Below are 26,138 nucleotides of genomic sequence, written 5' to 3'. Positions count from 1 at the left end.
TTTAGCCTCCTTGTTTTTTGCTACATTTGATAGCGTTTACTGTTTTGTAACTTAATTTAATTATACATAATCATATTAATTAATCATCAACTATTCTTGTTTTTAATCTCTTATTCTTGCTATTTTCGTTATTATCTTCTATTTTCACAAGTTCTATGCCTATGTTTTGTACATATTATACAATTAAAGTAATTAATTTAAATTAAATTAGCTGATTTAATTAACTAATTTTGTTTTCTTTGCATCCTTTGTCATTGAAACAGCTTAAATAATGGCTTATAATGTATTTAAGCTTAATTAATTTTTTCAAAAAAGCATGTTTCTAGTGTGAAAAATAAATTCTTCACATGAAGTTTTGTTCCTGCACAAGCTGCTAAAGCAGCCGAAGTTTGAAGATTGCGGAAAGGCAAGGTTTTTGTATGAACATTTCCACCACTTTTCTCAATGCATTGAGGCACACTTCCTCCGATGTGGAGGGGCAGCGTTCCCCGGAAATCCTGCTGGGGCAGATCTATAAAGTATCCCTGGAAGACAAGAGCTTTTTACTGCCCCTGGCCGGTGGAGAATTCCGACTCTCGGATCCTTTCTATTATGAATGGAACCCCTTTCCCTCATATCTGCTGCTTTACACCTTAGAGGGCAGTGCCGTCCTTACTACCCGGGGCAGCGAAGTGGTCCTGGATCACGAGCATCTGTTGTTCTTAGATTGCAGCCAGGGGTTCTCTCTCCGGCTGTTGCAGGGAAAGTGGCGTTTTCAGATGTTTTTCTTAAGTGGAGCGGAGCTTTCTTCTTATTATAGCATATTTCAGGCTGCTTTTACCTGTTGTTACCCGATTCCCATCGGCTCCAGCGTTTCACAGAGGATGCAGCAGCTGACCAAATTTTCATTCACCCCGACTCCTGCAGAGCAGATACAGCTTCACCGAGAACTGACCGACATGTTCGTAGAACTGATGCTGTCCGCCCTGTCCGTCTCCCGGGATGTGAAGCCCATTCCTGCTTATCTGCTGTCCATGAAAGCGGATTTTGAGGAAAACTATGCTGAAAATCACTCTTTGGAATACTTTGAGCAGACTTTGGGCATCAGCCGCTACCGTCTGTGTCGGGAATTCTCCGCTACATTCCATACTTCCCCGCTGCAATATCTTCAAGGGAAAAAAATAGAAGCAGCAAAATCACTGCTCCTATCTACGGATAATCCGATTCACGAGGTGGGGGCTATGGTAGGCATCGACAATACCAATCATTTCATCCACCTGTTCAAAAAGCACACCGGTGTCACACCCTTCGTCTACAGGCAGAATGCACCGCAGTCTATACGTGAGACACACTGTCCTTCAGTACCAGTCGGCCTTCCACCACGGTAACTCCGGACTTATAATTATCACTGGTGATCTTCTTGATCATATTATGAATGGCTCTTCTCGCCATCTCTCCCATATCTACTTCATACGTCGTGATATGGATGTCACTGAGCCCCGGATACAGGTAGTTATCAAAGCCGACCACAGAGATGTCCTCCGGCACACGATATCCGTTCTCTCTCAGTTTCTTGATCAGAAAGCTCGCAGTCAGATCGCAGTTGCATACGAATGCGGTAGGCATATCCTTGGGAAGCTGCAACATATTCACCGTATCGATCTTACCTGTCTCAATGTGCCGATCGTCCACGATCCATTCCTTTTTCTGCTCCAGTCCCAGCTCCAAAAGAGCCTTCTGATAACCAAAATACCGGTCCGTAATACTCTCGGTAGCAAGCAGGGTTCCCACATAAGCAATTTTGTGATGTCCCATCCGATACAGATAGTAGGTCAGTTCATAGGTTCCGTAATAACTGTTGGAAATAACGGAATCGCTGGCTTCCCTTCCGTTATAATAGTCCAGATAGATCACCGGGATCCCGGCTTCTGTATTCAGATGCTGCAGGTAAGTATCCATCATCTTACCGATAACGATAATGCCATCCACCTTGCGTTCCTGTACCAGCTTCGGCATTCTGCCGTTCTCTTCCTCTGACATTCCGATGACCTCCAGCATGGTAAAGCATTCCTTTGCCGTGGCTCTGGTAGCTACCGCCTGGTACATCTGCCAGTAAAACGATTCATATTTATCAAGGAATCTCTCAGAGATCAGAATACCGATATTGTAGCTCTTCTGGTTCTGACTTTTTCTTGCCACTGACGGCTGCTGATAACCCAGTTCCTCCGCAATGCTGCGGATCTTCTCCCGGACTTCCTCGCTGACGCCTTTTTGTCCGGACAGTGCCTTGGACACTGTTACTGTGCTGACTCCAACTCTCTCTGCGATATCTGCTAATTTTACTGCTTTTGCCATAATCTTGTACTCCTTATCGCTATTTTTCTACACATTTCCCGATAAATCGTCAATTATACTTCCATATTAGATTTCTCAAAATCGTTTGTCAAGGCATGTCACTGCCTTAATTTTACACCTCGGTCAGATGGATCAGCTTACTGCGGTAGTCTCCCCACAGAGGTGTCACTAGCAGTCCTGCCTGCATCAGCACGTCGCCGCCAAAGATTTCCCCGGTCTCCTCGATGCGATACTGTTTCTCCGGTGCCAGGCCTTTCAGACGTACTCTCCTGCTGTGGAAGTTCGGTCGGGAAAGTACCTGTACATAGGTTACCAACGCTTCTTTCTGATCCTTGGATGTCACCTGATAGCAGTCATAATTACCGTTTTCCAAAAATGATGCAATCCGGGAATAATCTCCTCTGCGGATCAGGTCGTTGTATTTATGATACATGGCGGTCTGTGCTGGAATCTGCTGTCTGTCCTTCTCCGGGATCTTCGTAATGTCCAGTTCATAGCCGAAGGTGCCTGCCAGTGCCACATGACCTCTGGTCTCAAAAGGAGTCACTCTTCCCACCGTATGGTTGGGGCAGTCCGATACATGGGCGCCCATGGTGGACAGCGGATACAATAACATCGTGCCCTCCTGAATTTTCAATCGCTCAATGGCATCCATGTCATCGGAACACCAGATCTGCGGACTGTAATATAACATACCGGGGTCGAATCTCGCTCCGCCGCCGGAACAATTCTCCAGAAGCAGATGCGGGAATTCTGCCAGCAGTCTCTCCTGTAATTCATACACACCCAGCACATATCTGTGATACAGTTCTCCCTGACGGTCTGCGGACAGTTCCACGCTACCAAGGTCCGACAGCTGCCGGTTCATATCCCATTTTACATATTCGATGTTGGCACTGTGCAGCACTGCCGCCACGCTTTCAAAGGCATGATCTCTGACTTCCTTTCGGGACAGATCCAGCACATACTGGTTCCTGCATAAGCTGCCTGCCCGTCCCGGAATGGCGATGGCCCAGTCGGGATGCTCCCTGTACAGATCCGAATCCGGGGAGATCATCTCCGGCTCGAACCAGATACCGAATTTCATCCCCAGTGCATTGACCTGTTCCACCAAAGATTTTAAGCCCCCCGGCAGTTTCTGCTCATTGACCTTCCAGTCACCTAAGCTGGTACTGTCATCGTTACGGTGTCCGAACCAGCCGTCATCCATGACCAGCATCTCAATGCCGAGCTTTGATGCCTGCTCTGCGATCTTCAGTAGTTTTTCCGTGTTAAAATCAAAATAGGTAGCTTCCCAGTTGTTGATCAGGATTGGTCTCTTTTTATCACGGTACTCGCCGCGGATCAGATGGCCGCGGTACATATCGTGATAATGATGGGTCATCCCGCTCAATCCTTCTGAGGAATAGGTCATAACGACTTCCGGTGCTGCGAAACTTTCTCCCTGCTCCAGTTTCCAGACAAAGTTCTCCGGATGAATGCCCATAGTCATACGGATGGAATCGAACTGGGAAAGCTCCGCCTGTGCCAGGAAATTGCCGGAGTATACAAAGTGCATACCGTAGACTTCACCGGCATCCTGCGTGGCATCCGCAGAAAGCAGTGCGATAAAGGGATGCTCCTGATGGGAAGATTCTCCCCGCACGGAGCCAACACTCTGTTTGCCGTGCATCAGACTTCTTCTCTCCATCTGGCGCTCTCTCGCCCAGGATCCGTGCAACGTAAGAATGTCATACTTTTCATCCGTGCAGTCCAGATCCAGGCAGGCAGACATAACTTTTGTCACATAAATAGGCTGCCCTGCCGTATTTTTCAGGATCACACTGCGGGTGATCACATCTTCCTCTTCAAATGTAGTATAGATCAGGTCTGCAGCCAGACCGATGACCGGATCCGCCAGATGTAGGATCAGGGTATCGCAGTCCTCATCCCCCGGAAATGTGGAAGGAAGTCCCGGCAGTGCCGGCTTCTCCTTTACGATCTCATGAGAGACATACTGTAACTGCACTCCTACATGTCCCTGTGCTGTCCGCACGGAAATGGCGCTTTCTCTGTAATCTCCCAGACCGTTTCCCGGATATTCCATGGGGAAAGAATCCAGAAATGACACACGCTCTCTGTTATTCTGTGACGGAACGAAGGGTGCTTCTCCCGTACGCAGCAAATATACCGGTGCCGGTGTATTCTCGGTATACTGCAATTTCTGACCGTAATATACGTGTCCCACAAAATTCTCCTGATCTACAATTGCCAGGAGATAGCTGGTGTGTTCCGTGTCCAACCAGAAGGTTCTGTCCTGTTCTATATATTTGATTGCCATAATTTACCTCTTTTCTCAAAAAAGTTTTCTAAAACTGGGAACTGCTTTTGCAAGATCAACGTCTTTCTTTCCTGTTTTTCCCGGGTAACAGTCCCGTCTATCCTCTGTGCTTTCTCCCAGCGTCCGTCACAACTGCAAAAAGACAAAGGGATCTTCTGCCCCGGTCTTTAAAAACTGCATCAGCATCAGTCCACAGCGCATGGACACCCGTTCTTCCCGCAGGATACGAAGTACTTCCTGTCTGTCTGCCAGGATCACCTGAATATCCTCGGTATTTTCCATCTGCTGTCCCACATTCTCTGTCACGGTTCCGAAGATCATGCTGCCGCTCTCGTCTGTCAGCCCCTGTGCCAGGAAAAATCCTCTGCGGAAGGCCGGTTCTCCGCCTTCGTAGACTTCCAGTTTCCAGCCGGTCTCCTCGATCATTTCCCGACAGGCGGCCTCCGAAGCGGTCTCCTCTGGCTCGATCAGTCCCGCCGGCAATTCATACAGATAATCATTCACGGGATACCGGTACTGACGCACCAGCACCAGTTTCTCTCCGTCCTCTGTCACTGCGTAGACCGCCATGCCCTCAGGGCGCATACTGTGGGTCTTGTGTTTGATATTGTTTTCATCATTTCGGGACGCAAAATAATAATGAAACGGCGTTCCGTCCCGTCCCAGGGCATCAATGTGATACAGGTTCAAAAACGGATTATCCGTCTGTTTCTCGATTCCCCGATAGTGTTTTCTGTCATTTCCTTTTGTGTCCATGTTTTCCATGCCCTATTTATACTCCATGTCTTTCTGTTCCCATCGTGCTCTGTCATCCACGTTCCCACAGCGCATCATCTGCCGCCGGCGCAGGCAGCCGTGACGGAACTACTGTAGGATCTCCTCCAACAGTGCCACTGCCAGTTCCGGATTCTTCATGCCATCCGCCAGCCCCACGGCTGCGGTCTCCTGATACCATCCGGTCTTCCTTACCCATTCGTTGTTCTCAAGCCGGATCCCCGCCACAATCGTTTCTCCCGTCATGGTATTTAACACCATGATCTGCTGATCTTCATATCTGTCCAATAGTTCCTTAGGCAGATAATCCCTTAAATCCGCCAGATAATCCGTACCGCCCATGAGCTTCAAAAACTCTTCGTCCGAAAAAAACATATCCACCGACCGGGTCATGAACAATACCTGGATCGTGCTGAGATTCGTGGAATCCACATCGGAATCCGAGTTCGGATCGATCCAGATCGTATCATTCAGGTTCACCACATCCCGTTTGGATATCACACCGTGTTCGCGCAGGAAATCCGTAAAATAATCCGGACCGGTGGCTTCGATGTGCTCTCCGTCCGTATTCACTGCCATGACTCCCATGATGAAGCTGGTCTTGGTGGCAAAATGTACGATCAGGAAAATAACAATAGCGATCCCCGCTGCCACACCTATGGTAACCCACAGATAATAGTCCATAAAATACTGCCATTTTTCAGAAGGAGACAGTTGTTTCCATTGTTCTTTCTGCCGGATATGGTCTTCCTTTTCCAAATTGCTGTCTCCCTTCCGTTTCTCGAATCTTCCGTCTGATAATATCCTGCTTTTAGTTCTATATCAGTCTTTAGTATATCAAACTAATTTAATCTTGTATAGCAGACTTTTTAATATATTTTAGGTTCAATTTTGTTAAAAATAAACAGAAAAAGCCCTGCCATGCACTTAAATTAACATGGCAGAGCTTTGTGTTTTCTATTTGTTCGATCAGATAAGAAGAGGAAATGCTTTAGCGGTCCATCTCCGCAATACGTCCGGTGGACTTGTGCTCCTTGATGATCCCCTGGATCTCCTTTAAGTCGGTGCACAGCAGGTCACCGGGGATGGTGTTCTTAAGTGCGCTGATGGCATTGCCATATTCCAGTGCTCTCTGATACTCACCGGGATGTGCCAACAGTCCGTACAGGACACCGGAGATATAAGCGTCACCGCTTCCGATGCGGTCTACGACTTCGATATCGGTGTAAGGTGCTTCCTCATAATAGGTATCATCCTTGGCACTGTAGATAATGGAGCCGAAGGTATGACGCTTCGGACTATGTACGATACGCTGTGTGGATGCCACGATGGAGATTGGATACTCCTCCGTGAAGCTCTTCATAATGCTCTTGGCATCGCCTTCCTTCAGGAAGGTCAAACGCGCCGTGTCCTCGGAGCAGAAGAAGATGTCCACATAAGGCAGAATGGATTCGATGCATTCCTTCGCCTCGGCGCCGGTCCACAAGTTCCCACGGAAGTTCACATCGAAGGAGATGATGGCCCCCTGTGCTTTAAAGCGCTTGATCATCTCAACAGCGGTAGCTCTCAGCTCCGGGCTGAGAGCCAGTGTGATGCCGCTGGTATGGAAGCAGCGGGTATCACTGTAGATCTTGTCATCATAGTCATCAACGGTCAGCTTGTTGATGGAGGTATTCTTACGGTCATATACAATACGGGGCTTTCTGGGGTAAGCACCATTCTCATAGTAGTACACGCCCAATCTGGCATCCTTGTCATCATCGTATACCAGATAGTCATCGCTGACACCGCAGAGACGTACACGGTTCTTGATATATACACCCAGGTCATTGGCCGGAAGCTTGGAAATGATACCGCAGCGCAATCCCAGCATTGCCGCACCGGTAATGGCATTCAGTTCTGCACCTCCTGCCTGCTTGCTGAAGCTGTCGCCTCTGGTAATACGCTCATTGTCGGGCGGTGATAATCTCAGCATGATCTCTCCCAGGGAGAGCAGGTCAAATTCCTTCTTCTCAGTCAGTTCCATAATATAAACTCCCATCTGCATATTTTGCCAAATGCTTTATCAGAATTTCACCGTTACTCCTTACAGTGCAGCGTTGAAACCCCTTACATTTTTTCTTTACATTTGTACTATATCACATATGCACGGCCTCGGTAAAGACACTGGACATTAATTAAAAATTTAACGAATCCACATATTCAAAATAGTCATCCTCGCTGGCAAATAAGATATATTCATTCTCCACATATCCCATATATCCGCAGGCAGTCACATATCCTTTCATAAAAAATACCTCCTTATCAGAATCCTTTTGTTCCCTGTTCTGATAAAAAGGTATCATTTTTAAAGTCCCATAAAACTCTCTTAATTATTCTGAATCGGCTCTGTTTCCAGCACCAATTCTTTCATTTCTTCCAGCAATTCCTCAGTCCTGCCCATCAAAAGTTCCGCATCCGTCTCCACCAGTCCTGTTTTCTTATATTTGTAGGTAAAAAACGGATTGCCGTAAGCGGTAAAGCTTAATTCATCCTTATGCTTTTTCAGGAAATCCGGAATCTTGCGGGGATCGATCTTCGCATCCGGCCGGAAATTAAAGGTGATTCTCTCGTTCTTGCCCTTGATCTCCGTCATGTCCAGACCGTGGGCCGCCATACGGATGAGGGCGATCCGCAGCAGATTGTCCACTGCCTTGGGGATGTTGCCGAAGCGGTCTAACAGTTCATCCTTCATTTCATCCCGCTCTTTTATCGTCTCGATGCCGGCGATCCGTTTGTAAATATCCAGCTTCTGTGTCTCGTTGACAATGTATTCCGCCGGAATGTAAGCATCCACATCCAGATCGATCACCGTAGCGAAATCCACTGCCGTATGAATGCCCTTCAGGTTCTGCACCGCTTCGTTCAGCATCTTGCAGTACAGGTCATATCCCACGGCCTCCATATGTCCGTGCTGACTTAATCCCAGCAGATTACCGGCGCCACGGATCTCCAGATCACGCATGGCGATCTTGAAGCCGCTGCCCAGATCCGTAAATTCCTTGATGGCCGCCAGCCGCTTTTCCGCCACTTCTTTTAACATCTTATCCCGCTTGTACATCAGAAAAGCATAGGCATTCCGGTTGGAACGACCCACACGGCCTCTGAGCTGATACAGCTGGGACAATCCCAGATTGTCCGAATCGTGGATGATCATGGTGTTGACATTGGAAATATCCAGTCCGGTCTCTATGATGGTGGTGGACACCAGCACATCGATCTCTCCGTTAATGAAATCAAACATGATCCGCTCCAGTTCGTGTTCCTTCATCTGTCCATGGGCGTATGCAACGTTGGCTTCCGGCACAAGCTTTGCGATCTGTGCCGCGATATCCGCAATATTGTTCACCCGATTGTAGACATAGTAGACCTGTCCGCCCCGGGCCATTTCCCGGACAATGGCCTCTCTCACCAGTTCGTCATTGTATTCGCAGACAAAAGTCTGGATCGGCAGTCGGTCATTGGGGGCCTCCTCCAGCACGCTCATATCCCGGATACCGATCAGGCTCATATGCAGTGTCCGGGGAATGGGGGTTGCCGTCAGGGTCAGCACGTCCACGTTTTCTTTTAATTTCTTGATCTTCTCCTTATGGGCCACACCGAAACGCTGTTCCTCGTCAATGATCAGCAGACCCAGATCCTTGAACTTCACATCCGCAGATAATACTCTGTGGGTACCGATCACGATATCCACCATGCCCTTTTCCAGATCCTTCACCGTCTTTTTGATCTCCGATGGCGTACGGAAGCGGCTCATCAATGCGATGTTGATGGGAAAATCCTTCATTCTCTGCACAAAGGTGTTGTAATGCTGCTGTGCCAGAATGGTGGTGGGCACCAGATAGACCACCTGTTTTCCCTCCTGCACAGCCTTGAAGGCGGCACGAATGGCGATCTCGGTCTTGCCGTAGCCCACATCTCCACAGATCAGCCGGTCCATGATCCGATGGCTTTCCATATCCGCCTTGGTGTCCGCGATGGCATTCAGCTGATCCTCTGTCTCTTCAAAGGGGAACATTTCCTCGAACTCCCGCTGCCACACCGTATCTTTTCCAAAAGCATAGCCCTCGCTCTGCTGTCGGACAGCGTATAATTCCACCAGATCCTTCGCCACGGCGCTGACGGCACTGCGTACCTTCGTCTTGGTGTGTTCCCATTCCTTGCCGCCCAGTTTGTTCAGCTTCGGCTTCTTCGCTGCATCGGCGGAGGCGTACTTCTGAATCACATCCAGTCCGGTGGCCAGAATGTACAGATTGCCGCCGTCCCGGTATTCGATCTTGAGGTAATCCTTGACGACCTTGTCTACCTCTACCTTCTCGATGCCCTTATAGATGCCCAGTCCGTGGGTCTCATGTACCACATAATCCCCGATCTTCAGGTCGTTGAAATCATTGATCTTCTGCCCCTGATAGAGCTTTTTCTTCTTTTTCTTACGCTTCTCCGCTCCGAAAATATCACTCTCGGACAGCACCACGAATTTCAACCAGGGATACTCAAAGCCCTTGTTCACATGCCCGTAATAGGTCAGGATCTCTCCAGGCTGTACTTCCCTCATGGGGTCTTCTGTGTATACTGCTGTCAGTCCGGCATCCTCGGTGTTCCGCAGATCCTCCGCCAGACGTCTGGCTCTGGTACGGGAACCGGACAACAGCAGCACCCGGTAGCCGTTCTTTTTATATTTTTTCAGATCCTTGACCAGTGCTTCAAAGCTGTTGTTATAAGGGGCGATGTTGCGGGCAGCAATATCCACATGCATTTCTTTCTTGAAATATCCGTACTTGGTCTCCATGGTAGCCAGGGTCACCACGGCATTTTTCTCTAAAGTAGCCGCTACCTGTTCCCCACTGTAGAGAATGTTCATCTGTCCCGGCAGCACATAACCTTTTCTGGCACGTTGTTCCATGCTCTCCCGAAATTCCAGTTCGATGGCATCCGCCTGTTCCTTCACTCTCGCCGGTTCATCGATGTAGAAGACAAGAGAACGCCCCGCCATATCTGACAGCAGTTCCGGCATGGTTACCGTATTTTCATAAAAATAACGGATGTAGCCTTCCAGATTGATCTTACTCTGGAATTCCAGCAGCTGTTCTTTTAATTCGCTGACCTGTGTGGCGATCCTGTGGGCTTCCTCCGGCTGGTGGGCATCCCGGAAGATTTTTTCCTGTTTGTCTGCTTCTTTTTCAAGCTTACTGATGCCCTTGCGGATCTGCTCTTCCGACAGTACAAACTCTGTGGCCGGATAGACAGTGATGCTTTCCAGCTTCTCAATGGAACGCTGGCTCAGGATGTCGAAGCTGCGGATGGACTCCACCTCATCTCCCCACAGTTCGATACGATAGGGGTTTTCCTCCGTCAGATCAAAGATATCCACAATGCCGCCACGGATGGAGAACTGCCCCGGGCTTTCCACCTGATAGGCTTTCTCATATCCCATAGCCACCAGTCTGGATGCCAGTTTGCTCTCGTCCAGACTGCCGCCCCGCTCGGTGCGGATGATGTCTTTCTCCTCCCACAATACCTGCGGTGTCATCAGTGCCGCATAGGTGGTAACAATGGTGACCGGCTTACCCTCCACGACTCTGCGCAGGGTCTTGATCCGCTCCTGTACCAGCTGATTGCCGTGGATATCCGCCTGGAAAAAGATCAGGTCCTTCGCCGGATACAGCATGACATTTCTGTCATAAAAGCGGTATTCCTCGTAGATCTCTTTGGCCTTTAAGTCACTATAAGTAACGATGACCTTGTATTTCAGGCCATCGCTGAGTCCGTAGATCATATGAAGTTTCTGGGAGTCCACACAGCCGGACAGAGCTACGGTTCCTTTTCCCTGTCTGGTCACTTTTCGGATCTCATCATATTCCGCCAGTTCTTTCAGTGGCGCAATCAGTGCCTGCATCGCTTTTTCCTCTTACTATACAACCGTTACGCTTTCTTACTGTTAAAATGGTTCATGGCTGCATCCGCATTCTCAGTGATGATCATACGGATAGCTTCTGCTGCGGTCTTCGCCGCTTCGTCCATGATGCTTCGTTCCTCCGCCGGAAAATGTCCCAGCACGTAGTCTGCCAGATCGAAGTTCTTCGGCTTCTCTCCCACGCCCATACGCACGCGGATAAAAGTATCATGCCCTAACATTTTGATGATATTCTTGAGGCCGTTATGGCCACCGGCGCTGCCCTTTTTGCGGATGCGGAGCTGTCCCACATCCAGGCTGATGTCGTCAGAGATCACGATCAGTTCCGCGGTGTCATCCACCTTGTAATAATCCACGATCTCCCGGATGCTCTCACCGCTCAGATTCATGAAAGTCTGGGGCTTCGCCAGGATCACCTTCTGCCCTGCCACGTAGCCCTTGCCGATCAGTGCCTTATGCTTGCTCTCCATGACGGCGATATTTTCTTCCTCTGCTAATCTGTCTATGACATCAAACCCGATATTATGTCTGGTATTTTCATATTCTTTGCCTGGATTTCCCAGCCCTGCGATAATATACATAGCTTTCTCCTTACTTTCTTGCAATCAATGCGTTAACTTATATTTTCGCATTTTTACGCAGAAAATGCAACTATTGGTTATTTTGCACAAATTTTATTTTCGGGAAAACAGCCAATTTCCGCATGGCATATTTCGTTACTTATTTTCCGAATCTAAAGTATCTATTCCCGGCATTGTATTTTATAATAATAGTGGAGTGTTACCAAAACGGTAAGCGGTTCACCTTTCGCCAAAATGATGACATTTTGAGAGCTTCCAGTATTATTGGAGGTGATACAGATGGGAAATCTATTGAAAGGTACATAAGATGCTGGAAACAGTGGTAGGCATTGTCGGTATTGTTGTTACGATCATCAGTATCATCGTAACGCTTATCAGTATCGTACAGACTGCACGGAAACATAAACATCAAAAAAGCAACCGCCCTCGCCAGGAATAGGTTGCTTTCTTGATCTGTAACTAAAAACCAGGTGAACCGTTGCTGTACGGTAACACTCTTTTCTTTTATTATTATCTTAACACTCTCTTTTGATTTCGTCAATAAAATTCACCATTTACATAAGTCCCCTGAAATGTCTTAAATCTCTATAAAGCGGAGAATAAACCCATTTTCAAGGCTTTTCTTTTATCTGGTTCTATCTCCCCTTATCTAATCCTGTGCCTGAATTGTGCCAAAATTGTACCCGGGCTTGACTTTTTCCGGAATACTGGTATACTGGTAAGGCTGAAACGCCCTGAAATCAAGGCTTTTCGGAAATCCATTCGTGTGTTCGGGACCTTCCACACGTAAATAAAAACTAAAGGAGAAAACAAATGAACAAGAAAGTACTGTACCTCGTACACGGAGCGGTGATCGCTGCTCTCTATGTTGTGCTGACCATGTTAGCCAACGCTCTGGGACTGGCAAATTATGCCATTCAGGTCCGCTTCTCGGAAGCCCTGACCATTCTTCCCGTATTTACCCCTGCTGCCATACCGGGACTTTTCCTGGGATGTATCATCAGCAATACCATGACCGGCTGTATGCTGCTCGACATTATCTTCGGCAGTCTCGCAACCCTGATCGGTGCCTTCGGCACATATCTGCTGCGTGATAAGAACAAATGGCTGGCTCCCCTGCCTCCCATCATCGCCAACACCATCATCGTTCCTTTCGTGCTGGCTTATGTGTATCATTTAGAGGGTGGCATTCCTTATTTCATGCTGACTGTGGGTATCGGTGAGATCATTTCCTGCGGAGTGCTCGGCATGCTGTTACGCACCGTGTTACAGAAATACCGCAAATACATTTTTGACGTACAGAAATAAGCGGTCATCCCGCCAAAAAGGCGTCCGGATCCTTTCACAGGTTCCGGACGCCTTTTGCTGTCCACTTGTATTTAATTTTCTATTTTCATATAGGAAATAAAATGATTGCCGTTCTCCGCGAACCATGTTGTAGCATCGTTCATTCCCTTTTTGTACAACTTTCCGGTGGACGGCTCCATGATGACAACGTTGAATTCATTAAATCCGGTCACCAGCACCGCCTCGCCATCCTCCAGGATCGCCAGTACCGGAATATCCTGATTCACATAATACAGTACCGCATCCAGACTACAGCCGCTCAGATCCAGTACCTGTACGCCTGTCATATTTTCTTCCAGAATCTGTATTGCCGTCTTGCCCTGCGCCAGGTCATATTCGGTGTTGCGGGTGATTCCGGCATGCCGCAGGATATTGTCCAGACATACCGTCAGGCTGTTCTTCTGGTCCGTGACACTTTCTTCCTTGATTGCCATGATCTGGTTCCTGCTGACACGATTGCCCTTCAGCCATACCGTAATGCCTCGGTCGTTCGCAACAACCCCGGCGGAATCGTAGGCTTCCTTCACCGCTTTCCCGGGAGCACTGTAAATGCCCTGTACCCCATAAGCATTGTATACATAATATCTGGAAACTTCGCTGACCGCATCCAGTGTCAGTTCTCTTCCGCCCTCAAATACGACCTCCTTCGGATTCAGCACCTTGATAGTCCTGGTATCAATGGTTGTCTTGGTCTGTATCTGCACATATCTCTCATAAATATCAATATCCGCTGTGACTACTTTATTCTGTCCCGGCTCTTCTTCCACATTGTTCATGATCTGGTCATCCAGGATCTCCTGATAGCTGCCGTTCTCAGAACGCTGTATTCTCGACAGGGTGATCTGATTGCCCTCGATGGCGCAATCCACGATGTAGATGCCATCCTGTCCGTATTCCTTCAGATTATCTCCGGAAGAATTGCTGATGCAGACCTTATACATGGGGTAAAAGATCTGTCCGGAATTCTCTGTCCGGATGTCGCTCTCCCTGGCCACGCCGTAGATAATATCTTCTCCCATGAAGCCAAGCGGCCGGATAGCCTCACCGTCCTCCGCCCGGATCACTGTCTGTTCTCCGGTATTCAGATTCCGGACATTCAGCTGGTTGCTGTGGTTGATGTCATCCCCTTCCTGCCATACGATGATCTCATGATTCTCCGATACCTGAAGGCTGTCATCCTGTCTTATACTTACCAGCTGTTCAGCGCTGCGATTCTCCAGATCCACATCATAGACACCGTTTTCCAGGAAAAAATATACATGTTGCTGTCTGTTCCGGTACAGCAGCTGTTCCATCTCATCCTTCAGCACCGCATAGCTCTTGGAATATGGGATATAGACTTCTTCCTCGATCGTATTCAGCGAATTGTCATAGCTGATGATCTGAATGCCGGTCTCCCCCTCATGTCTTCCGCGATTCATGTAACCATACACGGCAAATTTCACATTACCGCCCTCGTCTACATCCAGGATCTTGATGCCATGATTGTCATACAGAGTCCGCCGGTCGGCATTATCTTTACCATAGAAGGAGAAGATCACTGTCAGTCCGTTGGTAGCCGCATTATAGCTGAGTAATTGCCCCATATCGGAGAACACCACGGTATTGCCATCCGCACTCTCCATCATATCCACATTTTCATCCGTGATTCCCAGAAGGATCTTGTCATTGGCATACATCCGGGTAGTATCCGGGATCTGTGTCATGGTACGCTCATAATCCAGCAGATACATTCTCTCCGAAGTATATCTGACTCTGTAATACTCTTCGACATTGTAGTAGATCTTATTTTTGCCCTCTCCGGTGGATACCACAAAATCCATCAGCAGAGAGGCCACATTCCCACTGATCTGTGTCAGCCGGATGGAAGCCGCGTCCTCCTGGACCGGTTCCAGACTGCCCCAGGTGATCTGCTGAAAGCTGCTGTGAATATTCACTTTATGAAAAGTGCCGTTATCTGTCAGCTTGGAATTCGATTCCAGATATTTCGTCAGTTCCTTGGCCATTTCCTTGTCGTATAATTTTCCGTGGAAATCTGTCGCAAATTCCAGGATTTCCGAAATATGCACATCATCATTCCATAAAATAGTCGTATAATAATATACCTTCTGTTCCCCTTCCAGTTCCAGGATCAGGGTCAGACTGTATTGTGTATTCGTGTCGATCAGGTCTTTTAACGTAAGGGAAACGGAAAAGCTTTTCCCATTTGCCTTCCATCCGGTGACTTCACTGTTCTCGATCAGCCGGCTGCCGTCGATGCTGCGAACCTCTGTCGAGATCCCCGTAATTTCTCTTCCGAACGTATCCACGGTGAAATTCGCCTGTCTGCCCTCCCCCAGCAGAGTAATGCAGTCCTTCTGGTAAGCCACATCCATCTCCACGGTATTTCCGTGCAGTTCATTGCATGCCACACCGCCGCTTTCCATGGTGATCATAGGCAGAGTGGCCGGAGCCATCTCCATGGTCATATTGTTATGTCCCTGATTCATAATGCTGCCGATGATCAGTGCTGATGCCAGAAATACTACAACACACACGGCAATTCTAATGATCGTTTTCTTCATTCTTGATTCTTCACTCATTCATTATTCAGCAATTTTTCCAGTGTCGGTGCCACATGGAGCAGTTCCTCCACAGTACCGATATCTGCGCTTTTCTTCGGGCGCATACCATTCTTTTTCACTGCCCGGATCAACAGATTCTTCGGGGTATGTTCCATATCGATGAATTCCAGGATCTGGGTCTCATAGCCCTGTTGTTCCAGCAGATTTGCTCTCAAAGCATCGGTGAGCAGTGCTGCCACGCGCTCCTTGATGATGCCGTATTTTAACACTGGTTTTAAAGGATCACATTTTATCTGCCGGTTCAGTTCATGCTGACAACAGGGAACCGCCAGAATGACTCTGGCCCCCCATTTTACCGCCTTGTCTAACGCATAATCTGTGGCAAGGTCACAGGCATGCAGGGTCACCACCATGTCCGCCACATCTGTGCCCTCGTAGGTACTGATGTCTCCCCTCTCGAACTTTAATCTGTCATACCCCAGCTTTTCCGCCAGTTCATTGCAGTGCTGGATCACATCGGTCTTCAGATCCAGTCCGGTCACCTGGATATCTCTATGCTGTAATTCATGCAGATAATAGTACATTGCAAAGGTAAGATAGGATTTGCCGCAGCCAAAATCAATAATGCGGATGGTACGGTCTTTCGGCAGTTCATCGATCACATCCTCGATAAATTCCAGATACCGGTTGATCTGACGGAATTTATCAAATCTCGCCCTGGTCACCCGGCCGTCCGGGGTCTGCACGCCCAGTCCTACCAGGAAATCCACCGGTTTTCCTTCCTCTAAAATATAATGCTTGGTACGGTTGTGAGCCAGTGCCTGCAGTTCCTCCTCTTCAGAAGCAGCCGCCCCCTCCGTCCGCGGTGCCTTGCCACTGTTTTTCACCTTCAGTGTCAGCTTGCCCTTTTTGCTGACCAGAGCGGTGGCCTGCAGGGTCTTCGCTGAGAATTCTCCCTGCCGGAACTGCTCCTGTAAGGCGGTGCAGATCCGGTCCGTCAGCTGTTCTGCTGTAAAATTCTCGTGAAACGCCTGAGTTCCTCTGTAAGCAGTCTCCTGGAACAACAGTTCCTCCCGGATCAGCACCGGGCGGATCTTTACCTTCTGGGTCTGTTCTGGATGACGGCTGTTGCTCAGGATGATCTGCTGCAGATCTTTATTCAAAATTTTCTGTAAAAGTATTTTCAGTTCTTCCATGGTTTATCCTGTTTTTCAAATGTTTTGCGCATATTATAGCACGCTTTCCTATAAGAACGCAATCATTCCCCGTCGTCCACCGTGTCTCCTTTTGTAGATCTCATTGCACACCAACACATGGATCAGATCCTTTGATACTTTTTCCGCTTCCTGTTCCAGGATCGTGCTGATCGTATCCGCTATCCGGAACAGACTCAGGCGGTCCGGATATTCATCATAGATCATGCTTCCTTCATAGTCGTATTTGTCCAATATTTCCGCAATTCTGCGCTGACAGCGTCTGACCTCTCCGGGATAGGTCTGCTGCAGATATTCCAGATCATTTAAGATCTCGTTTTCATCCATTCTTCCCGGATAGCCCGGAAGTGTCATAAAAAAAGGCCTTGATACCATATCCAAATGCCTCATGCTTTTTTATAGCATATGCGTAAAAGAAAAAAGAGGTGCTGCGAAGCTTATCGCAGCACCTGAATTCTCGCCATTGCTCTCTGCAATGCCGTCTCTGCCCTGGCAATATCCGTCTCCGGCGTCTTGCTGCGCAGTCTCTCTTCCGCACGGTGCAATGCTGCCTCCGCACGGTTTTCATCGATCTCATTCGGCCATTCGATAATCTCTGCCAGAATGGTAACTCCTTCGGGAAGGATCTCGGCGAATCCGGAATGCAATGCTGCCTCCTTCTCTCCGTCCTTCTCCGTAATATGCAGGATACCCGGCTTCACGATCACCGTCAGGGGAATGTGGCCCGGAAGGACACCAATCTGTCCTTCCGTGGTATTGAATTCTACCATATCCACAATTCCCTCATAGAATACTCTTTCCGGGGTTATGATACGAAGTGTGAATTCTTTATCTGCCATATCTGTACTCCCCTCTCATGCTATGCATGAACCTTTGCCAGTACATCATCAATGCTTCCGGCATTCAGGAAGTAGCTCTCCGGAATATCATCATGCTTACCGTCCAGGATCTCACGGAATCCACGGATGGTCTCGCTGATAGGTACATATTTTCCTTCCAGACCGGTGAACTGTCCTGCCACGAAGAAAGGCTGGGACAGGAATCTCTGGATCTTACGGGCACGGGATACGACCAGCTTGTCTTCCTCGGACAGCTCATCCATACCGAGGATAGCAATAATATCCTGTAATTCCTTATATCTCTGCAGGATCTCCTGTACACCGCGGGCGGTCTCATAATGCTCCTTACCTACGATTCTGGGATCCAGAATGCGGGATGTGGACTCCAGAGGATCCACTGCGGGATAAATTCCCAATTCTACAATAGAACGGGACAGAACCGTGGTGGCATCCAGATGTGCGAATGTGGTCGCAGGTGCCGGGTCTGTCAGGTCATCCGCAGGCACATAAACTGCCTGTACGGAAGTAATGGAACCGTTCTTGGTGGATGTGATACGCTCCTGGAGCGCACCCATCTCTGTCTGTAATGTAGGCTGGTATCCTACTGCGGAAGGCATACGGCCTAACAGTGCAGATACCTCACTTCCGGCCTGGGTGAATCGGAAGATGTTGTCGATGAACAACAGCACATCTTTTCCGCCCTTGTCACGGAAGTACTCTGCCATGGTCAGTCCGGTCAGACCGACTCTCATTCTTGCTCCGGGGGGCTCGTTCATCTGTCCGAATACCATGGTGGTCTTGTCCAATACGCCGGACTCCTGCATCTCGTGGTACAGGTCGTTACCCTCACGGGTACGCTCGCCTACACCGGTGAATACGGAATATCCGCCGTGCTCGGTTGCGATATTACGGATCAGCTCCTGGATCAGTACGGTCTTACCTACACCGGCACCACCGAACAGACCGATCTTACCACCCTTCTGATAAGGGCAGAGCAGGTCAACGACCTTAATACCGGTCTCCAGCAGTTCTGTGTCCGTAGACTGCTCTGCGAAGGTCGGTGCGGCACGGTGGATAGGCTCGTAAGACACTCCTGCCGGTACCGGCTTGTTATCAATCGGCTGACCCAGTACATTAAATATTCTGCCCAGGGTATTCTCTCCTACCGGTACGGAAATGGGAGATCCGGTGGCGATAGCCTCCATTCCTCTCACAAGTCCGTCGGTAGTACCCATGGCAATACATCTGACAGTGTCATCACCCAAATGCTGGGAGACTTCCACTACCAGTTCTCCTCCATCTCTGGTAGGGATGCGGATCGCGTCATTGATCTCGGGAAGTTTGCCCTCATCGAAGCGTACATCCAGTACGGCACCGATGACCTGGGTGATCCTTCCTTTATTCTCTCCTGCCATTTCTACCTCTTTCCTGCCCACTGATGGGCATTATTACAATAGTTAAAGCGCCTCTGCGCCTGCAATGATCTCTGTAAGCTCCTGGGTAATGCTTCCCTGTCTTGCGCGGTTGTACTTCAGTGACAGATCACTGATCATATCCTCCGCATTGCTGGTGGCATTATCCATGGCCTGCATACGGGCACCGTTCTCACTGGCTGCCGCTTCCATCAGTGCACCATAGATCAGACTGGATATATATTTCGGTATGATCATATCCAGTGCTTCCACATCTTCCGGTTCGAAATTCATCAGCGCATCGGCACCCTCTGTGGATGCACCCGCCTCTGCATCATATTCCACGGGCAGAAGCTTCAACAGCTTCGGCTCGTGGCTCACCGTGTTCTTGAAGTGTGTGTATGCCAGATAAATCTCGCCGATCTCTCCGGCTGCAAATGATGTCAGCAGTTTGTCCGACAGAAGCATTGCTTCGGCATATGTGGGCTCTTCGATGACCTCCGGATAGGATTCCTTCACGGTATATCCCTTTCTCTCCAGAATCTCCCGGCCCTTATTACCGATGGCATAGACCACAACGTCTTCTGCCTTCCACTCCTCCTGTCCAGTGATCAGCTTGGCCACATTGGAGTTGTAACCGCCTGCCAGACCTCGGTTGGAGGTGATGACAATGACCGCCTTTTTGGGGGAAGCCCCCGGAACGAGATACTTATGTTCCAGATGACCTACCCTGGACAGGATATTGTTTACGGTATCATACATACAGTCAAAATACGTCTGAGAACGTTCTGCACCTGCTCTGGCTCTCTGAAGCTTTACCGTAGATACCAGCTTCATGGCCTTGGTGATCTGCTGTGTGCCCTGAATGCTGGTCTTACGGCGCTTGATATCACGCATTGATGCCATAGTTACCTCTCATTCTGCCGCAATCTGCGGCCGACACACTTATTTCAGAAATTCTGCCTTGAAATCATTCAGGGCTTTTACCAGCTTCTCTTCCGTAGCATCGGAGATCACTTTTTCCTCAGCGATCGCTGCGGGGATCTCGGGATGCTTCGTATCCAGATACTCGAAGAATTCCTTCTCGAATCTGGTGATTTCCTCTACAGGTACATCCAGCAGGAATCTCTTAGTGACTGCGTAGATGATGATTACCTGATATTGTACCGGCATGGGCTGGTACTGAGGCTGCTTCAGCACTTCTTTGATCCGTTCGCCCTGTGCCAGCTTCTCCTTGGTATCCGCATCCAGTTCGGATCCGAACTGTGCGAAGGAAGCAAGCTCTCTGTACTGGGCAAGCTCGGTACGGATAGGTGCTGCGATCTTCTTCATAGCCTTGATCTGTGCGGCACCACCTACACGGGATACGGACAGACCTGCATTTATCGCAGGACGGAAACCGGAGTTGAACATTTCTGTCTCCAGATAGATCTGTCCATCGGTAATGGAAATAACGTTGGTAGGGATGTATGCAGATACATCGCCTGCCTGGGTCTCAATGATGGGAAGTGCCGTCAGGGAACCTCCGCCGTATTCGTCGCTCATGCGGACTGCACGCTCCAGCAGTCTGGAATGCAGGTAGAATACGTCACCGGGATATGCTTCACGTCCGGGCGGACGACGAAGGAGCAGGGAGAGTGTACGGTATGCAGTAGCATGTTTACTCAGGTCATCATATACCACCAGTACGTCTTCTCCGTTCTCCATCCACTCCTCACCGATCGCACAACCGGAATAAGGAGCGATATACTGTAAGGGAGCCAGGTCACTTGCCGTGGATACCACAACGGTGGTATAAGCCATGGCACCGAACTCCTCCAGTGTTTTTACGATATTAGCCACGGTAGATGCTTTCTGACCGATAGCTACATAGATACATTTTACATTCTGACCCTTCTGGTTGATGATCGTGTCGATCGCAATAGCGGTCTTACCGGTCTGACGGTCACCGATGATCAGCTCACGCTGACCTCTTCCGATGGGAACCATGGAGTCGATTGCCTTGATACCTGTCTGGAGCGGCGTGTCTACGCTCTTACGAGTGATTACACCACTTGCCACACGCTCAATCTTACGGAATTTGTCAGTCTGTACGGGGCCTTTACCATCAATAGGCTGTCCTAAGGAGTTCACTACTCGTCCAAGCAATGCGTCTCCTACGGGAACCTCTACCACACGTCCGGTGGTCTTGACGATATCACCCTCTTCGATATTGCTGGCACTTCCCAACAATACGACACCGACATTATCTTCTTCCAGATTCAGCACCATGCCATATACATCGCCGGGGAACTGTAACAGCTCACCCTGCATGGCATTTTCCAGTCCATGTACACGAGCGATACCATCCGCTACCTGAATGACGGTTCCGACATCGGATACATCCAGTTGGGAAGAATATCTTTCGATCTGTTCCTTAATGACGGAACTAATTTCTTCTGGTCTTAAATTCATGGATCTGTCGCACCTTTCTTTCAGCCGGTCATCCCAGCTGAATATTTAATAATTGTTTCTTCATATCTTCCAGTTTGGTCCGGATACTGCTGTCCACCACCCGGTCACCCACCCGGATCACCATTCCGCCGATCAGCGTCGGATCCACATGGTAATACACATCAAAGGTCTGATAGGAAGTCGTAGCCAGCAGCTTATTTTTCACTGCCTGCTTCTGGGCCTCCGTCAGCTCCACTGCGGTATCCACATATGCGGTTCCCATCTTTTCAGATTCTCTGACCAGTTCGGTAAAATAAGCAAAGATTGCCTTTAATGAGCCGTAACGTTCCTTGGTCACCACGATCTTCAGAAACTCTGTCAGATCATCACTGACTCTGCCACGGAAGACCTGTTCCACCATGGAGAGTTTTTCCTGTTTGGGGATTCCGGGATGTTTCATCAGCTTGTCAAAATCCGGATTGTCTTCCAATATTTTCTCAAGCTGTGCGGTCTCATTCATCAGCTGGATCGCATTTCCATGGTCGACTGCCGCTTCGAAAAGGGCTTCTCCATAGACTTTGGAAACTAATTTTGCCATGTATCCTCACCCATTTCCTTCAGCGTCTCTTCGATCAGGCTGTTCTGTCTGGTGGTATCTATGGAAGCGCCTACCAGCTTACCTGCCATGACAGATGCCACGGATACGATCTCCTGTTTGATCTCATCGGACATTTTCTGCTTTTCCAGTCTGGCTTCTTCCTGTGCTCTCGCCAGGATTCTGGCTGCCTCTTCCTTGGCCTGTGTGACGATACGCTCCTCGTTCTGAAGAGCCCGTCTTCTGGCATCACTTAAGATGTCCTCCGCCTCTTTGTCGATGTCCTTCAACTTCGCCTCATACTGTGCCTTCAGTTCTGCGGCCTTTTCCTGATTGTCCTTTGCCTCTTCCAGTTCTCCCCTGATCTTCTCTTTACGATCATTTAAGAACTTTCTGGCCGGATTGAACAGAAAATAGCTGAGTGCCAGGAACAATACGAAGATGGCAATGATCATCAGGCAGGAGTCTGCCAGCAGCTGCCAGTCCAGGTCAAACAGTCTTGACATGGTCTCGCCTTCTGTTAATAGTATCATTTTCATCCGCATTCCTTTCGTTTAATCAGGGAAGTAAGGGCTTTACGAACAGCAGCAGCATAGCAATCAACAGACCGTACAGACCGGTGGTCTCGGCAACTGCCTGTCCCAATAACATGGTAGAAGTGATCTCGGACTTTGCTCCGGGATTACGTCCTACTGCTGCAGCAGCGTGTCCTGCTGCGATACCCTGGCCTACACCGGGTCCGATACCGGCAATAACTGCCAGACCAGCACCGATTGCAGAACAGCCTAAGATAAAGTTTTCATTAAAATCCATAGTAAATCCTCCTATTATTGAGATTCTTATCAGAATCTTTCTAGCATAGTTTCAGATAGCCATACCTGAACAGTACAGCTTTAAGCGTCTCCTCTTGCATTGGCAATGTAAGTCATGGTCAGCATACAGAATACGTATGTCTGGATGGCTCCGGAGAACAGGTCAAAGTATACATGCAGTGCTGCGGGCCACGCTGTAGCGATCACACCCAACAGTCCGTAGATCAGTGCCATCATTACCGTTCCGGACAATACGTTTGCGAACAGACGTAATGAAAGGGAAATCGGTACTGCGATCTCACTGATCAGGTTAATGGGCAGCCAGATCGGCAGCCAGGGGGGCAGCGGGGAACACATGCCTTCCCAGATTTCTTTCGGCTTCTGGTACTTGAACTGATTGTAATGGATCAGCAGGAAGGTCAGAACACCGAGAGGCAATGTCACGCCGTAGTCCGCTGTGGGGGGACGCAGGCCTAACAGACCGGAAATATTGCTCACCAGAATGAAGATGAAGATCGTTCCGATGTAGTTGTAGAACTTCGGTGCGGCCTTGCCCATGGGAGCATCCACCATGGCATCCAGCTTCTCCACGATCAGCTCCACCACATTCTGAAAACCTTCCGGCACTTCTCTGGCTTTGGCCATCTGGCGGTTGGCAGCAATGGCAAAACCAATGATAAGCAACATGACGATCAGCACACACACATGTGTGGTCGTTATCCATACCTCATGGCCGAAAAAGGAATACTTAAACACGCCATGTATCATAAAGTCGATATTGTCGGCACCGGATAACAGAATTCCATGTTCCATTGTTTCACCTCCTTATTGTTTATTCTGTTGTTCCTCTGTCACTTCTCCATCCTTCGGGGCTTCCGCTTCTTCCGCAGTCTGCGGAGCAGTTTTGTCTTCCGCAGTCTCCTCCGGCATCGCCTGGGGTATCGGATCCGTCTCGTGGAACAGTTTATTGCATAATTTATGGGTAAGCGGCTGTAGAAATGCCGTTACTTTCATACATATAACATAGGTGAAAAAGAAAATCAGAGGATTCATCACTCCGGTCTTCATCATCACCAACAGGAAAAAAATCAACATGACATATCGTAAGACATAGGCACGGATGATCATTTTCGTAGCAGTCTTCTCGGGCTGGTCCAATGCCCGGTCCAGGGAACGGTACATATGATATGTGGAAACCAGCGCCAGCAGAACGCCAAACCACAGACTTTTGGCATACATTGCTTCATCCTTTGCAATAAATGCTCCTATGATCTGCGCTGACACTCCCAGGAACAAGATCCCCAGATCCATCTCCAGAACCGTTCTATTTATCTTTTTTAGTGTGTTTATCATCGCCGTCTTCATAAATTGTCCTGGCCATCCGGTATACATTCTGCCCTCCGGCCACAGCTCCCATACAGAAAAGCAGGATCATCCAGAAGTCCGTTCCGAAATGTTTATCCAGCCAGATGCCGGCTGCGGACATCAGGCAGATCGGTACCAACATATTGATACCAAATTGCATGATCAGTGTGATCGCCCGAAACACCTGTCTGTCGTAGGGTTTCTTTTTTCTTGACACTGTGTCCTCCTGTGTTGATTTCTGCTCTCAGCATTTATTTTTGTACATTTTTGAAAATATTTTCCCACTGCAGGGCAAACCTATAGTCATTATAACGAAATCTTAATATGATGTCCAGTAAAATCCTCCTGTCCAAATGGTAAAAAATCTATAAAATCCTGCGAAAAAAAGATTGACTTGAAATCTCTCCGGAAGTACTATTTGAATAACTATTCAGTGACTTTACACCCTTATAGAAAGAAGGATGACGCGAATAAAGACTACAGACATCAAAAGACAGCTGCGGATCCGTATCGCCACCCCTGAGGATGCTGCAAGGCTGGTTGCCATTTATGCCCCTTATGTGGAAAATACCTCTATTACCTTTGAGTACATCGTTCCTTCCGCAGAAGAATTTGCGGACCGGATCCGTCACACTCTTACCCGTTATCCTTACCTGGTGGCTGAACTGGACGGGGAGCCGGCAGGATATGCTTACGCATCCGCTTTTAAAAGCCGCGCTGCTTATGACTGGTCTGTGGAGACTTCCATCTATGTCAGCCGGGATCTTCGAAGCAGCGGTGTCGGCAGTCTGTTATACGAAAAGCTGGAGGAATACCTGACCGCACAGCACGTCTGCAATGTCTGTGCCTGCATCACCTACCCCAATCCTCCCAGCATCGCCTTCCACGAAAAGCATGGTTATAAAACCGTGGCACATTTTCACGCTTCCGGTTACAAGCAGGATGCATGGCATGATATGATCTGGATGGAGAAGACGCTGTGTCCTCATACGATCCCTCCCAGGCCTTTTATCCCGTTTCCGGAACTGTGACCGTTGTAAAGCACACCGCACAAAGGAGAAACTCTATGAGCAACGAACTTCAGATCTACCGTAAACGGCTGATCCCGGAAGAATGCATTTTATTAAAGGATGATATTATCGTCGAGCAGAACGAAGACTACATTCTGACCAAATGGAAGACCTTGAATCCCAAGACCACGTTTTCCCACGGCTGTTCCTGCTATTATCTCAAGGAAGGCTTCAAGATCAGCAAGTTCTACCGCCATGACGGTTCTCTGCTGTACTGGTACTGCGATATTGTGGAATATACTTCCCGACCGGAAGATAATTCCCTGATCGTCACGGATCTGTTGGCTGACATTATCCTCTATCCTGATGGAAGGATGCATGTCGTGGATCTGGACGAGCTGGCCGAGGCTCTGGAAAAGGGGCTGATCACCCAGGCTCAAATGAGTGCCTGCCTGCGCCAGCTGAACAACCTGATCACCATTATCTATCGGGACAAGTTCGACAGGCTGCAGAATCCGTTGGATAGGAGCGGGCTGTAGCTGCAGTGCTTACTTTTTGCTCCCTGGTCAGAACTATTCAGAGTAA

25 protein-coding genes are annotated in these 26,138 nt (G+C 48.7%); 5 read left to right on the top strand and 20 right to left on the bottom strand.

Going from position 1 to position 26,138, the window contains the following annotated elements; all coding sequences use genetic code 11:
- The first annotated feature begins 419 nt into the window (after positions 1 to 419).
- Positions 420 to 1,367: a helix-turn-helix domain-containing protein gene (locus OCV96_RS05115; protein ID WP_227062124.1), complete on the top strand. Its 948-nt coding sequence runs from the start codon at positions 420 to 422 to the stop codon at positions 1,365 to 1,367.
- Here the strand turns inward: OCV96_RS05115 and OCV96_RS05110 are convergent.
- The 7 genes from OCV96_RS05110 to pth form a co-directional block, all read right to left on the bottom strand.
- A complete protein-coding gene (locus tag OCV96_RS05110; RefSeq protein ID WP_262593705.1) occupies positions 1,315 to 2,334 on the bottom strand; it encodes a substrate-binding domain-containing protein in 1,020 nt (339 codons plus the stop codon). The genes OCV96_RS05115 and OCV96_RS05110 overlap by 53 nt on opposite strands.
- A gap of 112 nt (positions 2,335 to 2,446) precedes the next feature.
- Entirely contained in the window at positions 2,447 to 4,654 is a 2,208-nt protein-coding gene (locus OCV96_RS05105; RefSeq protein ID WP_262593704.1) for an alpha-galactosidase, read from the bottom strand.
- Between the two features lie 126 nt (positions 4,655 to 4,780).
- Positions 4,781 to 5,419, bottom strand: a complete 639-nt coding sequence (locus OCV96_RS05100; protein ID WP_262593703.1) for an NUDIX hydrolase — start codon at positions 5,417 to 5,419, stop codon at positions 4,781 to 4,783.
- 99 nt (positions 5,420 to 5,518) lie between these two features.
- Positions 5,519 to 6,187, bottom strand: coding sequence for a hypothetical protein (locus OCV96_RS05095; RefSeq protein WP_262593702.1), 669 nt, complete (start codon positions 6,185 to 6,187; stop codon positions 5,519 to 5,521).
- A gap of 232 nt (positions 6,188 to 6,419) precedes the next feature.
- Complete coding sequence (locus OCV96_RS05090) at positions 6,420 to 7,454, bottom strand: sugar kinase (RefSeq protein ID WP_022313609.1); 1,035 nt, start codon at positions 7,452 to 7,454, stop codon at positions 6,420 to 6,422.
- A gap of 342 nt (positions 7,455 to 7,796) precedes the next feature.
- The gene (gene mfd / locus OCV96_RS05085) at positions 7,797 to 11,363 is read right to left on the bottom strand and encodes a transcription-repair coupling factor (RefSeq protein WP_262593701.1); all 3,567 of its coding nucleotides are present in this window, start codon (positions 11,361 to 11,363) and stop codon (positions 7,797 to 7,799) included.
- Between the two features lie 26 nt (positions 11,364 to 11,389).
- On the bottom strand, positions 11,390 to 11,962 hold the full coding sequence (pth, locus tag OCV96_RS05080; RefSeq protein WP_262593700.1) for an aminoacyl-tRNA hydrolase: 573 nt from the start codon (positions 11,960 to 11,962) through the stop codon (positions 11,390 to 11,392).
- A gap of 307 nt (positions 11,963 to 12,269) precedes the next feature.
- Between pth and OCV96_RS05075 the strand changes: the two genes are divergently transcribed.
- Positions 12,270 to 12,401 (top strand): hypothetical protein, encoded by a 132-nt coding sequence (locus OCV96_RS05075; RefSeq protein WP_262593699.1) that lies wholly within the window; start codon positions 12,270 to 12,272, stop codon positions 12,399 to 12,401.
- Between the two features lie 374 nt (positions 12,402 to 12,775).
- The gene (locus tag OCV96_RS05070; protein WP_118669391.1) at positions 12,776 to 13,270 is read left to right on the top strand and encodes a QueT transporter family protein; all 495 of its coding nucleotides are present in this window, start codon (positions 12,776 to 12,778) and stop codon (positions 13,268 to 13,270) included.
- A gap of 71 nt (positions 13,271 to 13,341) precedes the next feature.
- Here the strand turns inward: OCV96_RS05070 and OCV96_RS05065 are convergent, their stop codons facing one another.
- The 13 genes from OCV96_RS05065 to OCV96_RS05005 form a co-directional block, all read right to left on the bottom strand.
- Positions 13,342 to 15,873, bottom strand: a complete 2,532-nt coding sequence (locus OCV96_RS05065; RefSeq protein WP_262593698.1) for a hypothetical protein — start codon at positions 15,871 to 15,873, stop codon at positions 13,342 to 13,344.
- Between the two features lie 14 nt (positions 15,874 to 15,887).
- The gene (locus OCV96_RS05060; protein WP_262593697.1) at positions 15,888 to 17,069 is read right to left on the bottom strand and encodes a class I SAM-dependent methyltransferase; all 1,182 of its coding nucleotides are present in this window, start codon (positions 17,067 to 17,069) and stop codon (positions 15,888 to 15,890) included.
- 48 nt (positions 17,070 to 17,117) lie between these two features.
- On the bottom strand, positions 17,118 to 17,462 hold the full coding sequence (locus tag OCV96_RS05055) for a hypothetical protein (protein ID WP_022312602.1): 345 nt from the start codon (positions 17,460 to 17,462) through the stop codon (positions 17,118 to 17,120).
- A gap of 62 nt (positions 17,463 to 17,524) precedes the next feature.
- The gene (gene atpC, locus OCV96_RS05050) at positions 17,525 to 17,926 is read right to left on the bottom strand and encodes an ATP synthase F1 subunit epsilon (protein WP_022312603.1); all 402 of its coding nucleotides are present in this window, start codon (positions 17,924 to 17,926) and stop codon (positions 17,525 to 17,527) included.
- A gap of 20 nt (positions 17,927 to 17,946) precedes the next feature.
- Positions 17,947 to 19,341 carry a F0F1 ATP synthase subunit beta gene (atpD, locus tag OCV96_RS05045; RefSeq protein ID WP_022312604.1) on the bottom strand — a complete coding sequence of 465 codons (1,395 nt, stop codon included), beginning with the start codon at positions 19,339 to 19,341 and terminating at the stop codon, positions 17,947 to 17,949.
- A 42-nt stretch (positions 19,342 to 19,383) separates the two neighbouring features.
- Positions 19,384 to 20,244: an ATP synthase F1 subunit gamma gene (atpG, locus tag OCV96_RS05040; RefSeq protein WP_022312605.1), complete on the bottom strand. Its 861-nt coding sequence runs from the start codon at positions 20,242 to 20,244 to the stop codon at positions 19,384 to 19,386.
- A gap of 39 nt (positions 20,245 to 20,283) precedes the next feature.
- Positions 20,284 to 21,792: a F0F1 ATP synthase subunit alpha gene (atpA, locus tag OCV96_RS05035; RefSeq protein ID WP_262593696.1), complete on the bottom strand. Its 1,509-nt coding sequence runs from the start codon at positions 21,790 to 21,792 to the stop codon at positions 20,284 to 20,286.
- A gap of 28 nt (positions 21,793 to 21,820) precedes the next feature.
- Complete coding sequence (atpH, locus tag OCV96_RS05030; RefSeq protein ID WP_022312607.1) at positions 21,821 to 22,369, bottom strand: ATP synthase F1 subunit delta; 549 nt, start codon at positions 22,367 to 22,369, stop codon at positions 21,821 to 21,823.
- Positions 22,357 to 22,872, bottom strand: a complete 516-nt coding sequence (gene atpF, locus OCV96_RS05025) for a F0F1 ATP synthase subunit B (RefSeq protein ID WP_022312608.1) — start codon at positions 22,870 to 22,872, stop codon at positions 22,357 to 22,359. The genes atpH and atpF overlap by 13 nt, the downstream gene beginning before the upstream one ends.
- 52 nt (positions 22,873 to 22,924) lie before the next feature.
- Entirely contained in the window at positions 22,925 to 23,179 is a 255-nt protein-coding gene (gene atpE / locus OCV96_RS05020) for an ATP synthase F0 subunit C (protein WP_022154830.1), read from the bottom strand.
- Positions 23,180 to 23,259: 80 nt separating this feature from the next.
- Positions 23,260 to 23,991, bottom strand: coding sequence for a F0F1 ATP synthase subunit A (atpB, locus tag OCV96_RS05015; RefSeq protein WP_118503654.1), 732 nt, complete (start codon positions 23,989 to 23,991; stop codon positions 23,260 to 23,262).
- A gap of 12 nt (positions 23,992 to 24,003) precedes the next feature.
- Complete coding sequence (locus OCV96_RS05010) at positions 24,004 to 24,531, bottom strand: ATP synthase subunit I (RefSeq protein ID WP_182427052.1); 528 nt, start codon at positions 24,529 to 24,531, stop codon at positions 24,004 to 24,006.
- Positions 24,503 to 24,760, bottom strand: coding sequence for an AtpZ/AtpI family protein (locus OCV96_RS05005; RefSeq protein WP_022312611.1), 258 nt, complete (start codon positions 24,758 to 24,760; stop codon positions 24,503 to 24,505). Before OCV96_RS05005 ends, OCV96_RS05010 begins: the two co-directional genes overlap by 29 nt.
- A 244-nt stretch (positions 24,761 to 25,004) precedes the next feature.
- Here OCV96_RS05005 and OCV96_RS05000 point away from each other — a divergent pair, with 244 nt between their 5' ends.
- Together OCV96_RS05000 and OCV96_RS04995 are read left to right on the top strand one after the other, a co-directional pair.
- The gene (locus tag OCV96_RS05000; RefSeq protein WP_227732796.1) at positions 25,005 to 25,574 is read left to right on the top strand and encodes a GNAT family N-acetyltransferase; all 570 of its coding nucleotides are present in this window, start codon (positions 25,005 to 25,007) and stop codon (positions 25,572 to 25,574) included.
- Positions 25,575 to 25,609: 35 nt separating this feature from the next.
- Entirely contained in the window at positions 25,610 to 26,092 is a 483-nt protein-coding gene (locus OCV96_RS04995) for a ribonuclease FAU-1 family protein (RefSeq protein ID WP_022312613.1), read from the top strand.
- Positions 26,093 to 26,138 lie beyond the last annotated feature (46 nt).

Source organism: Waltera acetigignens, from assembly GCF_025567015.1.
GTDB classification, from domain to species: domain Bacteria; phylum Bacillota; class Clostridia; order Lachnospirales; family Lachnospiraceae; genus Acetatifactor; species Acetatifactor acetigignens.
This window is presented reverse-complemented; position numbering and strand designations above follow the sequence as displayed.

Excerpts from the sequence above, each read along its gene's own strand:
- OCV96_RS05115 (WP_227062124.1), top strand. The coding sequence starts at position 420 with ATGAACATTTCCACCACTTTTCTCAATGCATTGAGGCACACTTCCTCC.
- OCV96_RS05110 (WP_262593705.1), bottom strand. The coding sequence starts at position 2,334 with ATGGCAAAAGCAGTAAAATTAGCAGATATCGCAGAGAGAGTTGGAGTC.
- OCV96_RS05105 (WP_262593704.1), bottom strand. The coding sequence starts at position 4,654 with ATGGCAATCAAATATATAGAACAGGACAGAACCTTCTGGTTGGACACG.
- OCV96_RS05100 (WP_262593703.1), bottom strand. The coding sequence starts at position 5,419 with ATGGAAAACATGGACACAAAAGGAAATGACAGAAAACACTATCGGGGA.
- OCV96_RS05090 (WP_022313609.1), bottom strand. The coding sequence starts at position 7,454 with ATGGAACTGACTGAGAAGAAGGAATTTGACCTGCTCTCCCTGGGAGAG.
- mfd (WP_262593701.1), bottom strand. The coding sequence starts at position 11,363 with ATGCAGGCACTGATTGCGCCACTGAAAGAACTGGCGGAATATGATGAG.
- pth (WP_262593700.1), bottom strand. The coding sequence starts at position 11,962 with ATGTATATTATCGCAGGGCTGGGAAATCCAGGCAAAGAATATGAAAAT.
- OCV96_RS05075 (WP_262593699.1), top strand. The coding sequence starts at position 12,270 with ATGCTGGAAACAGTGGTAGGCATTGTCGGTATTGTTGTTACGATCATC.
- OCV96_RS05070 (WP_118669391.1), top strand. The coding sequence starts at position 12,776 with ATGAACAAGAAAGTACTGTACCTCGTACACGGAGCGGTGATCGCTGCT.
- OCV96_RS05065 (WP_262593698.1), bottom strand. The coding sequence starts at position 15,873 with ATGAAGAAAACGATCATTAGAATTGCCGTGTGTGTTGTAGTATTTCTG.
- OCV96_RS05060 (WP_262593697.1), bottom strand. The coding sequence starts at position 17,069 with ATGGAAGAACTGAAAATACTTTTACAGAAAATTTTGAATAAAGATCTG.
- OCV96_RS05055 (WP_022312602.1), bottom strand. The coding sequence starts at position 17,462 with ATGGTATCAAGGCCTTTTTTTATGACACTTCCGGGCTATCCGGGAAGA.
- atpC (WP_022312603.1), bottom strand. The coding sequence starts at position 17,926 with ATGGCAGATAAAGAATTCACACTTCGTATCATAACCCCGGAAAGAGTA.
- atpD (WP_022312604.1), bottom strand. The coding sequence starts at position 19,341 with ATGGCAGGAGAGAATAAAGGAAGGATCACCCAGGTCATCGGTGCCGTA.
- atpG (WP_022312605.1), bottom strand. The coding sequence starts at position 20,244 with ATGGCATCAATGCGTGATATCAAGCGCCGTAAGACCAGCATTCAGGGC.
- atpA (WP_262593696.1), bottom strand. The coding sequence starts at position 21,792 with ATGAATTTAAGACCAGAAGAAATTAGTTCCGTCATTAAGGAACAGATC.
- atpH (WP_022312607.1), bottom strand. The coding sequence starts at position 22,369 with ATGGCAAAATTAGTTTCCAAAGTCTATGGAGAAGCCCTTTTCGAAGCG.
- atpF (WP_022312608.1), bottom strand. The coding sequence starts at position 22,872 with ATGTCAAGACTGTTTGACCTGGACTGGCAGCTGCTGGCAGACTCCTGC.
- atpE (WP_022154830.1), bottom strand. The coding sequence starts at position 23,179 with ATGGATTTTAATGAAAACTTTATCTTAGGCTGTTCTGCAATCGGTGCT.
- atpB (WP_118503654.1), bottom strand. The coding sequence starts at position 23,991 with ATGGAACATGGAATTCTGTTATCCGGTGCCGACAATATCGACTTTATG.
- OCV96_RS05010 (WP_182427052.1), bottom strand. The coding sequence starts at position 24,531 with ATGATAAACACACTAAAAAAGATAAATAGAACGGTTCTGGAGATGGAT.
- OCV96_RS05000 (WP_227732796.1), top strand. The coding sequence starts at position 25,005 with ATGACGCGAATAAAGACTACAGACATCAAAAGACAGCTGCGGATCCGT.
- OCV96_RS04995 (WP_022312613.1), top strand. The coding sequence starts at position 25,610 with ATGAGCAACGAACTTCAGATCTACCGTAAACGGCTGATCCCGGAAGAA.